A 15113-nucleotide genomic window follows, 5' to 3' on the forward strand; every position below is an offset into this window, starting at 1 on the left:
GTTTTTGATTCAATTGAAAGTCATACGTTTTTACCAAGAAATTCATGTACACTAATCGCGATGTTTTTAGTGAGCCAAGCATGCGAAATTTACGACCAAACAGAATAAAGGGCAAAGAAATCCCGATTGATTTAAAAAAATGGTTGTATGCATCTGGTTCGCTTACTCAACAATTAACCGATTTAGGTCACGGTCAGTTTCATGTTGAAAGATTGAAAGAACATTATCAACGTTTAACCTTTGCAGATAGTCAGTGGATGGAGATGCCACCTCATCATATTGGTTGGGTGCGTGAAACCCTTCTTTATGGCAGTGAAGAGCAGGCATGGGTCAAAGCAAAAAGTATTTTCCCGATTTTGAGTATGCAAAAAAAAGCACGCTTGTTTCGGCATATCCGTAATAAACCGATTGGCTGGTTTTTATTTCAACGAACCAATCCTGCTTGTGAACGTAGAGTGATTCTTCTCGAAGAAGGCTGGACGCGTCAGAGTTGCTATACATGGCATGGTTGTAAGTTTATTGTGCAAGAAACATTTCTACCTGCATTTGAACAATTTATTCGACAGCATTGACTCTAAGGATTCATCATGGAAACAGTGCAACACACAACTTGGCGGCAGCGTTTAGAGGCCTATTACTATTTATGCCGTTTTGATAAGCCTGTAGGTACAGAGCTGGTTTTTTGGCCGACAATGTGGGCGTTATGGATTGCGGCTGGAGGTTTACCACCATTGCAGATTCTCATTGCGATGGTTTTGGGTACGATTTTTATGCGTGCGGCTGGCTGTGCGATTAATGACTTTGCTGATCGTAAAGTAGATGCTCATGTAGAGCGTACTAAAACACGTCCATTAGCCACTGGTATTATTCGTCCACGAGAAGCGGTCTATGTTTTTCTGGGGTTGGTTGCTGCAAGTGCATGTACTTTATTCTTTCTACCGATCGCGACGTTTTATTGTGCCCTAGCAGGTTTAGTACTGGCATTTATTTATCCTTTTATGAAGCGTTATACGCATTTGCCACAAGTGGTTTTGGGTATGGCCTTTTCATGGGGAATTCCTATGTCTTTTACCGCAATGGGTAAGCCTTTAGATTTAACTTGCTGGCTTTTATATTTTGGTAATTTGGCATGGACTGTGGCTTATGATACTCAGTATGCAATTACAGATCGTGAATATGATTTGAAAATTGGGGTGAAATCGACAGCAATTTTATTTGGTCGTTACGATATACAGATTATTGGTTTACTCCAGATTTTAAGTTTGCTCCTCATCGGTGGGGCTCTATATTTGGAAAATCTGTTATTGCCATTTGGATTGGCTGCACTGTTAATTGTCGCTGCTGATTTTGCTTATCAGGCGTTTAAAACCAAAGATCGTGATCCGCAAATTTGTTTCTGGGCATTCCGTCACAATCGTTGGGTAGGGCTGATTATTTTCATTGGAATTTTTTTAGAATTAATATTTTAAACTGACTGAATAGTTGAAAAGTGTTCTATGCAGAGCACTTTTTTTATGCCTTAATAATGTGGCATGTAGTTTCATGCTTAAAATAAAACAAGGACTAAAAGGATATTTTATGAAACGGTCTAAAATTGCGTTGGCAATGACATTCTCTATTTCTGCATTATTTTTAACCGCATGTAATGACGACGACAACGGTTCAAATCACGGAGTTGATCAGGACAATAAGTCTTTTGTTTCGGAGACCTCTTATAGTTATGAGTCAGAGGGCTTAGCTGATTTAAGTGCTGCTAGCTCAATCAAAGTCATGAACTATAAAATGCCAAATGTACTTGGTAAGATGGTTGAAACTTCTGCCCTAGTATTTTTTCCTAAAATTCCAAAGCCAAAAGACGGCTATCGTGTGATTGTTTGGGCGCATGGTACATTAGGGGTGGCAGATAAATGTGCCCCGACTAATACTCCATTAAATTCTAATTTTAAGAATTATACTGCAAAAAATTTGTTAGAGCAGGGGTATGTGATTGTTGCACCAGATTATGAAGGGCTGGGGGGCGAAGGTGAACACCCTTATTTGCATATTCCAAGTGAGGCGCGTTCAGCGCAGTATGCTGTTAAAGCGGCAAAAGAACATTATGCGGATCAATTACATGGTTCATGGATGTCCGTAGGCCAATCACAAGGCGGGCAAGCATCATTAGGGATTGCTGAATATGCGAATAATGATGTGACATTTAAGGGGGCTATCGCAGGCGCTCCTGCATCTAGTTTAGATAAAATTATTTTAGAAGTTGCTCCTCAGGCGATTGACACCTTGCCACAGCCAGCAGCAATCGATACATATGCAACTTTATTATCGTATGCTGCGCTAACAGGGGTAGGGATTACTTCCTATGAACCGACATTCAACTATCAACGAATGTTTGGAAGTGCGAAAGCAAAAGAAATATCGTCTTTGGCGAAAACGGAATGCTTAGGCCAAATTGTAGAGGCTTATAAGCAAGATATTCAAAATTATATTGTGAATAATCCTGCTGCTAAAGTTTCGGAGTACGATGGTATCGATAAGGTGGAGTTTAAGAATGATACAACTATTCAAAAATTCTTAACAGATTATAGTCAACCAACTACCAAAAAGCTGGATAAACCGATTTTAATTGTGCAGGGTGTATACGATACGAATGTACCTTATGTGATTACTAATGCAATGTACCAAGCTATGTATAAGGCTGGAACGGATGTGAAGATCATTCCAATTGATATTGTTCCAAGCGCAACTAATCCAGTAGTTAATGGTTCACACACTGGAGCGATTCTCGCAGCAAATGAGAGTGGGGAATTGGTACAATTTATTAAGCAAAATATGCCAGCGCAATAAAAATTTGCTTTTAAAAAAGAGTCTCTTTATAGAGGCTCTTTTTTGTTATATTGTTGCACTGTTTAAAGCCATGCAATTTGAGTTTAAATCACTTATGAGCCAGCCACCTGTTGAGAAAAAGTCAATCCCTTGGTTATTAATGAGTTTGGGATTGTTGATTCCAATTTTTATTGTCGGTATGGCCTTTGTTGCTGCCAAAAGTGATGCACAAACCAAGAAAAAATATGACCAGCAACGCGCCGAAATGGCAAAGAAATTTGAACAGCAGAAAAATGCTGAACAATCGGCAAAGACGGAGTAATCTTTCTTAAATTAGCTGACTATCGAAGATCCATCTGTAGCTGTTTTATAGATGGAATCTCCGTATAACGCTGTACTTGATAGCCTGCTTCTTGCAACATCTGATCGCGCTTTTTATCTTCTAATTCTTTACCTAAATGGCTTGGGTCATCTAACTCAATAATCGCCAAAACATTCATCTGCTGATCTAAAACCACAAAGTCTGTCACCTTGCGATTAAACTTACTGCGGATCTTGTAATGATCACTGGTAATCAATGCACTAAAGGCTACCTGCGCAAGTACATGATGCTGTGGAAAGGCCTGTTGTAATCGTACAAACATTCTTGATTCAAATGATGTGATGACAGGTCGAGCAAAGAATTTTTGTTTGGGAAAGAAAGGGCGTATACAGCTAAAAAGCAAGATAGCTGTACTAATAAAACCAATCGTTAGAAATAAGAAGTGATTCGATTCAAACATGTATTTATCAAAGAGCAAATAAAAAACCCACTCAATTAAGAGTGGGTTTTTAGAATCTTGGCTCTCCCACCTGGGCTCGAACCAGGGACCTGCGGATTAACAGTCCGTCGCTCTACCGACTGAGCTATGGGAGAATCTGGAGCGAATTTTAGGGCTTAAATGTCAGTCCGTCAAGTAAAATCAGTATGAATAATAATCGCTTAACCAAAATGTTGTGTATTAACGTGCAACTTGATTACATTGTGCCAATTCAGTAGAGCGGGCATTCCAGATTGCACCTGCTGAGTTTTTATAATAACTAATCTTACCGATACGTAAGACCAGACTCTGACAAGAATCCAAGGAGAGTGCATTGCCCCAAGGGCCAGACATGCTACAGACACGACCATTACATTTCCAGACGACATTGGGTCCATTTTCAATTGGTACAGTCACCGTGCCCTTATAAGAGGAACCAGCATACCAAGTGGTTTGGGCGGCCATTGCTGGACTACAAAAGACGATTAAACAGAATAGAAGTTTTTTCATTATGTGTTTTCCTTAACAACATCATTAAGTTTTATCTTATAGTTAAAATAATAAGGTAGGGCGAAATTTATACGATACTCAACATGAAATGAACAAAATAATCGTAATTGTCGTTATAAGGGTATTTTGTTTATTTAAAATAAAAAGCCCAGATCAGCGATCTGGGCTTTTTAGAATCTTGGCTCTCCCACCTGGGCTCGAACCAGGGACCTGCGGATTAACAGTCCGTCGCTCTACCGACTGAGCTATGGGAGAATCTGAGTGCCATTATAGGCAGCTTTTAAAATTGGTCAAGATAAAACTGTCATGTTTCTTTCATTTTTGCATCGTATGCTTTTTATTTGCACAATTACGATAAAGTAGGAAAAATAACTTGAACTTTGAACAGGCTATTGCTAGATTCGAATCAGAAAGAGCGTTTAGATATTTATCTAAACAGTGTGGATTTAACCCTACTTGCCAGCACTAAAATGGCTAAACTGGAGGTCGAAATGACTATTCTAAATATTCAATCTATTTTTTCAAATTTGTCTTTTTATCAAGAGCATTATCTCGAAATTATTCAAGATTCAGCGCAATATTACACGCCAGTTGAACATTCATTTATAAATACTTTTCCGTTTAAGCAACAAGCCTTGTATCTGGGGGATTTACTGCAATTATGGTTTGGTAATAAGTGGAAAATTCAAACGGCTAAAGATCTACTCACACAAAAAAATACATTGACTGTTGATGAACACACACCTTTATATTTATTTCAACTTGGTGGTGAATTATTTTTAGGCGCAAACACTGCTTTGGCTTGGTCTGTGGCAGAGCAAAAGGTTGTTTCAGTACAAGTGAAAAGCATTTGGCAATACGCAGTATTCAGTCATTTATGTATTCGACCAAAAAACTTTCAAGCGAATAAGGCCATTGCATAGGGCTATGATGAAATAGCCCATTTGCTTAATTTGTGCTTATGGGCGAATGATCATGCAGGTTGCTGTTGCATGGGCATAAAGTTTGCCATCTGCATCGACAATCTTACCTTCGGAAATACCTAAATTTTTACTGATATTGATCATGCTGCCTATCGCTGTGAGTTTTTGATTCTTAGGAATAGGGCGACACATTTTAATATTTAGATCAATAGTGCCATAACCGACGCCTGCTTCTAAAAGCGTATGAACAGCACAGCCTGTCACTGAATCAAGTACGGTTGCAGCAAAGCCCCCATGTACTCCACCTAAGGGATTAAGGTGACGTTGATCTGCTTGAACTTCAAATTTGATAAATCCTTCTGCAACTTCGACAGGTTGCATCGGAATAGTTTCACTAATACTGGCAGGTGGAATTTTCCCTTCACACATCGCGGTTAAAAACTCAAGTCCATTCATTTCTTTCGGGTGTTTCATATTTTTTCCTATATAGTTCTAAAAAGGAACTTGTGTATAACGTAGTCTTTCCATTAGAGGCTGTCAATACAGTTCATCGATCAATATCATGTTTTACAAATTATTGATTGCAGCATGCTTGCTTTGTTTTATGCTAACGATAATTCATAAATAACAATTTTGAATAAAAGGTAAATTTATAATGAAAGGACAGTGTGTTTGTGGTGAAACCACATTTGAAGTCGAATTAAGTAATCATGAAGTGCATGCCTGTCACTGCTCGATTTGTCGTCGACAGACCAGTGGTGTGATTATGACGATTGATGTCAAACAGGGCAGCTTAAAATTTTTAAAACAAGATTATCTCTCTGTTTATAACTCATCGGCTTGGGGTGAGCGAGGATTCTGTAATGCCTGTGGTACCAATTTGTTTTGGCGGACTAAAGATCAGAATTATTGCAATATCAATGCATTTGCATTGAATGAGTCACCAAAAGATCTGAATCTCGATTTGGAAATTTATATTGATTGTAAGCCTGAGTTTTATGCTTTTCAAAATTTGACCAAGAAGATGACAGAAGCGGAGGTCGTCGCACTTTTTAGTGGTGAATCTGCGGAATAGTATAGCTTGTAGGAAATTCTAATTGTATTGAAGATTTTAATTTAAGAGATAAAAAAAGAAGCTTCATTGAGAAGCTTCTTTTTTTTATTGCGGAAAAATTATTTCGCAGCTTTTTCTGCTGCAATCGATGCAATTGCGGCATCAACGCCTTCAATTGAATCAGCTGCTTTTTTAATACGTGCTAAAGCATCAACTAAAACTTCGTCAGCAGTCGCATAAGAGATACGCATAAAACCGCCTAAACCAAATGCATCACCAGGAACAACAGCAACACCTGTTTCTTCCAGTAACCATTCAGAGAATTCTGTGCAAGATTTTAAGCCTTTGGCACGAATCAACGGACGGATGTTGGCATAGGCATAGAAAGCACCATCAGCAGGAAGACAAGAAATCCCTTTGATGTCATTCAAGCCGCTCACAACGAGATCATGACGACGTTTAAACGCTTCAATCATTGGCTCAAGTACATCTTGTGGACCATTCAATGCGGCTTCAGCTGCAACTTGCGAAATCGAAGTTGGATTTGAAGTTGATTGTGACTGGATTTTTTTCATCGCACCAATGATTTTTGCAGGACCTGCTGCATAACCGATACGCCAGCCTGTCATTGCGTAGGCTTTAGATACGCCATTTAAAACAATGGTGCGGTCATATAAGTCTGGTGCAACAGTCGCGATATTGTAGAACTCATCTTCCCAACGAATTGGTTCATACATGTCATCTGAAGCAACAAATACTTGTGGGTGACGACGTAACACTTCTGCCAAAGCTTCTAATTCAGCTTTGGTGTAGATCATACCTGTTGGGTTTGAAGGGCTGTTTAATACCACTAGACGTGTATTTGGTGTGATTGCCGCTTCTAACTGTTCTGGTGTGATTTTGAAGCGTTGTTCTTCACCACATTTGACGATTACGGGGGTGCCTTCAGCAATAATCACCATATCTGGATAGCTTACCCAGAAAGGTGCAGGGATGATCACTTCATCACCTTTGTTTAACAAAGCAAGTGCCAAGTTAAAGAAACTTTGCTTACCACCACAAGACACGAGAATCTGGTTGGCTTGATAATCTAAATTATTATCGCGTTTGAATTTCGCAATAATTGCTTTTTTTAAGCTTGGAGTACCGTCTACAGCTGTATATTTTGTAAAGCCTTTATTAATCGCTTCAATTGCAGCATCTTTGATGTGTTGAGGGGTATCAAAGTCTGGTTCGCCTGCACCTAAACCAATCACGTTTTTACCAGCAGCTTTAAGCTCAGCGGCTTTATTGGTCACTGCAAGTGTAGGGGACGGTTTGATGGCATTGACACGATCAGAGAGACGTACGTCCACGGCATTATTCCTTCTTATGGGATTAAAAAATAAAAAGCAGGTTATCTTAGCCTAAATCGACTTCTTTGTGGCTGAAACTTGCCAGAATCGCATAAAAAGTTACTAAATTTTAAGCATTAGAATCATTGTGTTTTTTTACATATTTTATTTTTATCAAAAGCGCAAAAATCTATTACAATATGCGGCTAGAAATCTAGATTTCGAGAGAATTCCAATGAGTACCCAACAACCTAAAGCCAAAAAAGCTTTGGTGAAATTGCCTTTTCCAATGCCATCTGCTCAGGATGATGCTGAGGATGCAACGCATAATCAGGTTCGTCCAAAACCTGAACAATATGCTGATCGTACTTGGATGCCACCACGCGGTACACGTCGTTCGATGGGTAAGCGTTAATAAAAAAGCCAATCAATCTGATTGGCTTTTTTCTTATTAATGGCGGTTTAATGGGTGTTGTATTTTTAGTTCACCACGCCAAAGTTTAAGAAAATCGTACTCATCAATATCATACAGTTCCATCAAGGCAATAATCACACTCACAAAGGTCATTGCACCTTCAGCGTTGTTATGGAAGTTGAAAATTTTTCCATTGAGCTTGCCTAAAATATCGTTGATTTCATGTTCACGACCGCGACCATAACGATCACGTGGGTACAACTCTTCATTTAAAACAACCAAAGCAATGGCTTTTTCAGCTGCGGTTAACTGAGTTTGATCGAGTGCTTCTTCGAAAGACTCGTAGCCATGATCGAAATAGAAAATGACCTTATCTGAAATAAAAGCATGTACCGCATCAGCAGTTAGGTCTGGAAATTGTGAAACAGCATCTTCTTCGATATAGGGACGAAAAGATTCTGGAAAAATCACATTGGAGTGAATGCCTTTAAATAATGGGGCGATTTCAGATACTTTATAACCCGCAATACCACAGCCTAATGCCGTTAAAAAGTATTTCATTTTAGGGTGGTGTTTTGCGTAGACTTTAAAGTCCTCGACATAATGCTCTATCTGAGCCAATGGCATTTGTTGTAAGTGTTCATTCAGTGTTGGAATTGCGAAGGTTTGTCCTGCCCAACCCCGACCAACACCTTTGACTGCCGAAAAATGTTGTGCCGCGACACGGGCCGCACCGCTGTCATGTATCCCTGCTAAATTACTACCAAAAACAAAGACCGTATCTTCTGGGAGTTCCGTTACGATTGTTTCATCGTGATATTGGTAAGTCATATTCTTATCATTGAAATCGAGTATAAGTCCATGTTGCAGTTGATTGCGTAGCGGGTCAAGTCTTGCTTGAGATTAATTTATTCAAGACATGTTTCTGAGTGACGCTATTCCAATGACGATTAGATTCAAGTATTGCTAAGCACTAAAATATATATCATGGCTTTCTTGGCAGAGTCTTTGATATTGTGATGTATTGTTTAGGCGTTATAGTTAACAATTGATATCAAAACGAGATTGAAATTTAACCCCATTCTGTTAAGTTTTTTAGGTTTATAAGTATAAATTGCGCGCTTTTTTAAAGACTAGGGCAATCTCTTGATTTGACTGTGTTGGAAATTACATAACAATTCAAAAGTATCATTAGACTTTAAAAAGCAGTTTGTTGCCCCCATTAAAAAGTGAAAATAGCCATCCAATCAGTTGAGTATCTCTATATGAGCGAAAACCAACCTTTTGAGTTAGTCACCAATTATCAACCTGCAGGAGATCAACCTCAGGCGATTGAAAAATTGGTCAGCGGTATCGATCAAGGTTTTCGTAATCAATTACTGCTTGGGGTAACAGGGTCTGGTAAAACCTATACCATGGCCAATGTGATTGCTCAGACGCAACGTCCAACGATTGTCATGGCACATAACAAGACTCTTGCGGCACAGCTTTATGGTGAATTCAAGGCATTCTTCCCAAATAATGCAGTTGAGTATTTCGTCAGTTATTACGATTACTATCAGCCCGAAGCGTATGTGCCTTCGTCAGATACCTTTATTGAAAAAGATTCTGCAATCAACGATCACATCGACCAAATGCGTCTTTCTGCGACACGTGCACTGTTAGAACGTCGTGATGCCATTATTGTTGCTTCGGTTTCTGCAATCTACGGTTTGGGTGATCCAAATGCCTATATGCAAATGCTATTGCATATCGTACAAGGTGATCGTGTTAGTCGCGATGAGATCATTCGTCGTTTAGTAGAGATGCAATATACCCGTAATGAACTGGAGTTCTTACGGGGTACTTATCGTATCCGTGGAGAAATTATTGATATTTTCCCTGCGGAATCGGATAAAGACGCGATACGGGTCGAATTATTTGATGATGAAGTTGATTCGATTCGCTGGTTTGATCCTTTGACTGGAAAATTGGTACGTAAAGTGCCGCGTGTGACCATTTATCCAAAGAGTCACTATGTGACCCCGAAAGATCATTTAACCCGTGCTATTGATACCATTAGAGATGAGTTGAAAGATCAGCTTAAATTCTTTAAAGAGCATGACAAGTTATTAGAAGCACAGCGGATTGAACAGCGTACGCGTTACGACCTAGAGATGATGCAGCAATTGGGTTATACCAATGGTATTGAAAACTACTCTCGCCATCTTTCGGGTCGTACAGCAGGTGAGGCACCACCAACTTTATTTGATTATATTCCTGAAGATGCCTTGCTGATTATTGATGAATCGCATGTGACGGTTCCACAAATTGGTGCAATGTATAAAGGCGACCGTTCACGTAAAGAAAACCTGGTGAATTATGGTTTCCGCTTACCAAGTGCTTTGGATAACCGTCCAATGAAATTTGAAGAGTGGGAGCGGATTGTTCCAACGACGGTCTTTGTTAGCGCAACGCCTGCACATTATGAATTAGAAAAGTCAGAGCAAATTGTTGAGCAAGTGGTACGTCCAACAGGTTTGATTGATCCTGAAATTGAAGTACGTCCAGTATTAACCCAAGTGGATGATGTGCTCTCCGAAATCAATATTCGTAAACAGCTGAATGAACGTGTGCTTGTGACAACCTTGACCAAACGTATGGCTGAGGATTTAACCTCATATCTGAAAGAATATGGCGTTAAAGTGGCCTATCTACATTCGGATATTGATACGGTTGAGCGCGTTAAAATTATTCACGAACTACGTACCGGTGTGCACGATGTGCTGGTTGGGATTAACTTGCTGCGTGAAGGTCTGGATATGCCGGAAGTGTCTTTGGTTGCAATCTTAGATGCAGATAAAGAAGGTTTCTTGCGTTCAGAACGTTCATTGATTCAAACCATTGGTCGTGCAGCACGTAATGTCAAAGGTAAAGCGATTTTATATGCTGATCGTATTACTGATTCAATGCGTAAAGCGATGGATGAAACAGATCGCCGCCGTAATAAACAAATTGAATTTAATGAATTACATGGTATTACCCCACGTAGTGCGGTGCGCCAAACTATCAAGGAAATCGATACGGGTGAAGTACTCAGTGATGATGAAATTGATGAAAAAGTGCTTGAGCAAGCGCAGTCGATCAGTGCAGATGAGCAGCATTTGTTATCTGATCCAAAATTGTTTGCAAAGCATATCGGCAAACTGGAAAAGGAAATGTTAAAAGCCTCGAAAGAGCTACAGTTTGAACAAGCGGCAAGATTACGCGATGAGATTGTCCGTCTTAAAGCGCATATGTTGCAATCATAATCAAACAGAGAAATCCTCAAAAGGGATACATATCGCAACAGTTTTTGTTCACAAAGTAAGCTATTTTAAATTGCTAACTATATGACTATTGATAACAAATTACTGTTTTGAGGATTTCTCATGCCTTTTATTAAAAATTTCCCGAAAGCGAGTTGGCGCCTTGCAAAGATTGCGATTGGTGGGGCTGTCTTAACTGGGTTAGCTGTTGGAACGATTGCTTATGCACAAGCAAAACCGTTACCGACAGTCGATAAAGTTGAACTCGATAAGTATTTGGGAGTTTGGTACGAAGTCGCGCGAAAACCGATGTTTTTTGAGCGTAAGTGCGCTTATAACGTCACCGCGACTTATACCTTAAATGAAAATGGCAATATTGTTGTTGATAACAAGTGTTATGACAGTGAAGGCAACGTACAGCAAAGTGTAGGTGAGGCATTTGTTGCCAATGCACCATTTAATACCAAATTGCGGGTAAGTTTTTTGCCTGAGGTTGTGCGTTGGGTTCCTGTGATCCGTGGTGATTACTGGATTTTAAAACTCGATGCTGATTATCAAACCGTACTGGTTGGAGAACCGCGCCGTAAATATTTATGGGTACTTTCACGGATACCTAATCCCAAAAAAGAAATTATTCATGAATATTTAAATTACGCTAAATCATTAGGTTATGATATTAGTGATGTGATTTACCCTGAACATCATTAAATAAATACGATATACTGAATAAGAACCATGCTTGCATGGTTTTTTTAATTTCAAATAGTGGATAAATCACGTATTTTGGAAGATACCCTAAAATTAGAGGCCTAAAATGTTTAAAGGAATTGCTTATTCAGTTTTGGCTTCAGTTACTTTTGGGGTTTTGTACTTTTATACTCAATTTCTTGGTGCATTTGATAGTGAACAAACCTTTGGTTGGCGCATCATTGCGACCTTGCCCGTTTTAACGCTATTTATGTGGTTCAGCGGTGATTTAAGTCATATCAAACACATCTTTAAAAGAATTGTCGCGCAGCCCTCGTTATTACTACTTTTAATCATTACATCGGTACTGACATCAGCGCAGTTATGGTTGTTTTTGTGGGCACCTATGCATGGTCGTGGGCTACAGGTCTCATTGGGTTATTTCCTATTACCTCTGGTTTTGGTGTTGGCTGGAAGTATCCTATATGGTGAAAAGCTTTCAAAGTTGCAGTACGTTGCGGTATTACTCGCAGCATTTGGTGTAGGGCATGAGATATGGCGTTTAGGCAGTATTGCTTGGGAAACTGCCTTTGTTGCTTTGGGCTACGCAGCTTATTTTATTCTTCGCAAAAAGATTCAAACTGATAATCTAGGTGGATTTTGGTGGGATCTTTTACTGATTCTTCCAGTTGCGATTTTCCTTACTCAAACGGGAGACACGCCTTATCTCAAGTTTTTAGAATATCCGAGTCTGATCTTGGTGGTGATAGGGCTAGGTTTGCTCAGCGCCATTGGTCTGGGGAGTTATATTCTTGCGAGTCGCTATCTACCTTTAATTATTTTCGGTTTACTGGGTTATTTGGAACCTGTTTTGTTGGCCTTGGTCTCTTTGCTGATTGGAGAAAAAATCGGGGCAGATGAATGGTTAACCTATATCCCAATTTGGTTGGCTGTGTTGGTACTGGTGATTGAAGGAGCAATGCATTTGTACCAACAGAGAAAGCGCAAACAACATCTAGAATTGAACTTAAAACAGTATTCGCAACGAGTGAAGGATGATAATTTAGATTGATACGAGTCTAATTTTAAAATTAAACACCTTTAATCTTGGTATATAGGTAATAAGTTAGGTTAATGATAAGAAACATTAAAATACGTCCATATTCTTTGGGAAGACAGCCTACCTCGCTATTGCAGTTGAAAAAGGGCTCTCCAATCCAAGAGATTGGCAAGTAAACGATATTTGTCAGTACAAGCCCGATCATTCCAACCAAGCCCATAGAGATTTCGCAAGCAAGAGGAATGCTGATAAGTAATAGCCATACTTTAAAATTCATTTTTACCTTCATGTTTTGAGCAGTGCTTTTTTTAATTTAAATTGATACGTGTTATTTATTTTTATTTCAATGTATTAGAGATGAATGTCTAGTTTCTATTGCGATTGCTTAGCAGTTTTGACAGCGATTGAGATTTATATCATTGTTAAGGCTAAGAACAAAATTAGCCTTATTATCAGCAAAACTGTTAGTAGGGTTTTGAAATTGGCATTTATTTTGATGATAAAAATCAATCTTCACCAAAATTCACAAAAATAATTATAGGTATTTTATGAATTTATAGTCAATTAGGACAAAATCTTAGCTCGTTTAGCAGCTTTTGATTCAATCTTGATGATAATTCTATTACAATTATGGCGTTTTAAAAATTCACGCCCAGTATATATAAATTAGAGGACGTATCAGTGAGCAAAGACACTATCATTGCCCTACACGCAGAACACCAAGGTCGTTGGAAAAACCGTGAAGAAATCGCGGAACGTATGATTACTTTAATTGGTCAATTGTACCGTGAGAAAAATATTGTTGTTTCTGTTTACGGCCGTTCTTTAATTAACCGTTCAGTTATTCAAATTTTAAAAACGCATCGTCGTACACGTATGCTTGATGTTGAACTTTCTGTTGTAAATACCTTCCCAATTTTGGAAGCGTTAATGAAAGTTGAGAACATCGGTTCAGCTGAAGTTGATATCGGTAAACTCGCTGTTGAATATAAAAACCAAGGTGGCGATGTTGATGCTTTCGTTGCTCAAGCGGTTGCTCCAATTCAAGGTAACGTGACTGCTGCTGCGCCTAAAGATGTTGTTCTTTATGGTTTTGGTCGTATCGGTCGTATCCTAGCGCGTTTAATCATCAGCCAATCTGGTTTGGGTCGTGGTTTAAGCCTTAAAGCAATTGTTGTTCGTAAATCATCTGACGGTGACTTGGCGAAACGTGCTTCTCTATTACGTCGTGACTCTATTCACGGTACTTTTGACGGTACGATTTCTGTAGATGAAGAAAACGAAGCAATCATTGCAAATGGTCAATTCATTAAAGTGATTTATGCATCAAGCCCAAGCGAAGTGGATTACACTGCTTATGGTATTGAAAATGCACTTCTTATCGACAATACAGGTAAATGGCGTGATGCTGAAGGCCTGAGCCAACACTTGAAATGTGCAGGTGTTGCACGTGTGGTATTAACTGCGCCAAGTAAAGGTGAGATGAAGAACGTTGTATTTGGTGTGAACAACTCTGACATCTTAGATGAAGACAAAATCATCTCTGCTGCAAGCTGTACAACCAACGCAATTACACCTGTATTAAAAGTTTTAGATGACAAATACAAAGTATTGAATGGTCATGTTGAAACAGTTCACTCGTTCACAAACGACCAAAACTTAATTGATAACTATCATAAAGCGGACCGTCGTGGCCGTGCTGCAACATTGAACATGGTAATTACTGAAACTGGTGCTGCAAAAGCAGTTGCAAAAGCGTTACCAGGTCTTAAAGGTAAGTTGACAGGTAACTCTGTACGTGTACCAACACCAAACGTATCTCTTGCAATCTTAAACCTTAACTTAGAGAAAGAAGTTGATCGTGAAGAAGTGAACGAATACATTCGTCAAATCTCAATCAACTCTAGCTTACAAGGTCAAATTGGTTATACCAACTCAACTGAAGTTGTATCAAGTGACTTTATCGGTTCACGTACTGCTGGTGTGTTTGATGCGCAAGCAACAATCGCTTCAGGTACACGTTTAACTGCTTATGTTTGGTACGATAACGAAGTGGGTTATAGCTGCCAAGTATTACGTATAGCTGAACAAATGTGTGGCGTAAGCTATACAAAAATCCCTGCTGAAACAAATGCATAATTTGTTCGCAGAATGATAAAAAGCCCAGTTAATTAACTGGGCTTTTTTATTGACTGTACAGAATATATGCTGAATAAAACATAA

The 15113-nt window shown here is 39.1% G+C and carries 16 protein-coding genes and 2 tRNA genes; 11 read left to right on the forward strand and 7 right to left on the reverse strand.

Annotated features, from left to right (window positions below):
- Positions 1-80 precede the first annotated feature (80 nt).
- The 4 genes from GBI66_RS11825 to GBI66_RS11840 all read left to right on the forward strand — a co-directional run bounded on the left by GBI66_RS11825 (position 81) and on the right by GBI66_RS11840 (position 3142).
- On the forward strand, positions 81-572 hold the full coding sequence (locus GBI66_RS11825; protein ID WP_151716238.1) for a chorismate lyase: 492 nt from the start codon (positions 81-83) through the stop codon (positions 570-572).
- Positions 573-587: 15 nt separating this feature from the next.
- The gene (gene ubiA / locus GBI66_RS11830; RefSeq protein ID WP_005183825.1) at positions 588-1469 is read left to right on the forward strand and encodes a 4-hydroxybenzoate octaprenyltransferase; all 882 of its coding nucleotides are present in this window, start codon (positions 588-590) and stop codon (positions 1467-1469) included.
- Between the two features lie 109 nt (positions 1470-1578).
- Positions 1579-2841, forward strand: a complete 1263-nt coding sequence (locus GBI66_RS11835; RefSeq protein ID WP_151716284.1) for a S9 family peptidase — start codon at positions 1579-1581, stop codon at positions 2839-2841.
- 94 nt (positions 2842-2935) lie between these two features.
- Entirely contained in the window at positions 2936-3142 is a 207-nt protein-coding gene (locus GBI66_RS11840) for a hypothetical protein (RefSeq protein WP_005145387.1), read from the forward strand.
- A 19-nt stretch (positions 3143-3161) separates the two neighbouring features.
- On the opposite strand, the gene GBI66_RS11845 is transcribed toward GBI66_RS11840, so the two are convergent.
- The 4 genes from GBI66_RS11845 to GBI66_RS11860 all read right to left on the reverse strand — a co-directional run bounded on the left by GBI66_RS11845 (position 3162) and on the right by GBI66_RS11860 (position 4385).
- On the reverse strand, positions 3162-3602 hold the full coding sequence (locus tag GBI66_RS11845; protein ID WP_032858108.1) for a DUF2726 domain-containing protein: 441 nt from the start codon (positions 3600-3602) through the stop codon (positions 3162-3164).
- Positions 3603-3660: 58 nt separating this feature from the next.
- Positions 3661-3736, reverse strand: a tRNA-Asn gene (locus GBI66_RS11850).
- Positions 3737-3821: 85 nt separating this feature from the next.
- Positions 3822-4130, reverse strand: coding sequence for a hypothetical protein (locus GBI66_RS11855; RefSeq protein ID WP_005183810.1), 309 nt, complete (start codon positions 4128-4130; stop codon positions 3822-3824).
- A gap of 179 nt (positions 4131-4309) precedes the next feature.
- Positions 4310-4385: transfer RNA gene (locus GBI66_RS11860), tRNA-Asn, on the reverse strand.
- 236 nt (positions 4386-4621) lie between these two features.
- Between GBI66_RS11860 and GBI66_RS11865 the strand changes: the two genes are divergently transcribed.
- Positions 4622-5053 (forward strand): hypothetical protein, encoded by a 432-nt coding sequence (locus GBI66_RS11865; RefSeq protein ID WP_151716239.1) that lies wholly within the window; start codon positions 4622-4624, stop codon positions 5051-5053.
- Positions 5054-5089: 36 nt separating this feature from the next.
- Here the strand turns inward: GBI66_RS11865 and GBI66_RS11870 are convergent, their stop codons facing one another.
- Positions 5090-5527, reverse strand: a complete 438-nt coding sequence (locus tag GBI66_RS11870; RefSeq protein WP_005202437.1) for a PaaI family thioesterase — start codon at positions 5525-5527, stop codon at positions 5090-5092.
- A gap of 181 nt (positions 5528-5708) precedes the next feature.
- Between GBI66_RS11870 and GBI66_RS11875 the strand changes: the two genes are divergently transcribed.
- The gene (locus GBI66_RS11875) at positions 5709-6128 is read left to right on the forward strand and encodes a GFA family protein (protein ID WP_151716240.1); all 420 of its coding nucleotides are present in this window, start codon (positions 5709-5711) and stop codon (positions 6126-6128) included.
- 98 nt (positions 6129-6226) lie between these two features.
- Here GBI66_RS11875 and GBI66_RS11880 read toward each other — a convergent pair whose 3' ends face one another.
- On the reverse strand, positions 6227-7462 hold the full coding sequence (locus tag GBI66_RS11880) for a pyridoxal phosphate-dependent aminotransferase (protein WP_004808509.1): 1236 nt from the start codon (positions 7460-7462) through the stop codon (positions 6227-6229).
- Positions 7463-7676: 214 nt separating this feature from the next.
- Here GBI66_RS11880 and GBI66_RS11885 point away from each other — a divergent pair, with 214 nt between their 5' ends.
- On the forward strand, positions 7677-7856 hold the full coding sequence (locus GBI66_RS11885) for a hypothetical protein (protein ID WP_004652676.1): 180 nt from the start codon (positions 7677-7679) through the stop codon (positions 7854-7856).
- 36 nt (positions 7857-7892) lie between these two features.
- Here GBI66_RS11885 and GBI66_RS11890 read toward each other — a convergent pair whose 3' ends face one another.
- Positions 7893-8687 carry a hypothetical protein gene (locus GBI66_RS11890; protein WP_151716241.1) on the reverse strand — a complete coding sequence of 265 codons (795 nt, stop codon included), beginning with the start codon at positions 8685-8687 and terminating at the stop codon, positions 7893-7895.
- A 434-nt stretch (positions 8688-9121) separates the two neighbouring features.
- Here GBI66_RS11890 and uvrB point away from each other — a divergent pair, with 434 nt between their 5' ends.
- The 4 genes from uvrB (at position 9122) to GBI66_RS11915 (ending at position 15029) form a co-directional block, all read left to right on the forward strand.
- On the forward strand, positions 9122-11146 hold the full coding sequence (gene uvrB / locus GBI66_RS11895) for an excinuclease ABC subunit UvrB (RefSeq protein WP_151716242.1): 2025 nt from the start codon (positions 9122-9124) through the stop codon (positions 11144-11146).
- 120 nt (positions 11147-11266) lie between these two features.
- Positions 11267-11851 (forward strand): lipocalin family protein, encoded by a 585-nt coding sequence (locus GBI66_RS11900; RefSeq protein WP_151716243.1) that lies wholly within the window; start codon positions 11267-11269, stop codon positions 11849-11851.
- A gap of 106 nt (positions 11852-11957) precedes the next feature.
- The gene (rarD, locus tag GBI66_RS11905) at positions 11958-12902 is read left to right on the forward strand and encodes an EamA family transporter RarD (protein WP_151716244.1); all 945 of its coding nucleotides are present in this window, start codon (positions 11958-11960) and stop codon (positions 12900-12902) included.
- 669 nt (positions 12903-13571) lie between these two features.
- Complete coding sequence (locus GBI66_RS11915) at positions 13572-15029, forward strand: glyceraldehyde-3-phosphate dehydrogenase (protein ID WP_004808502.1); 1458 nt, start codon at positions 13572-13574, stop codon at positions 15027-15029.
- Positions 15030-15113: the final 84 nt, after the last annotated feature.

Origin of the sequence: Acinetobacter sp. TUM15071, from assembly GCF_008980925.1 — a bacterium.
Classification (GTDB): Bacteria; Pseudomonadota; Gammaproteobacteria; order Pseudomonadales; family Moraxellaceae; genus Acinetobacter; species Acinetobacter dispersus.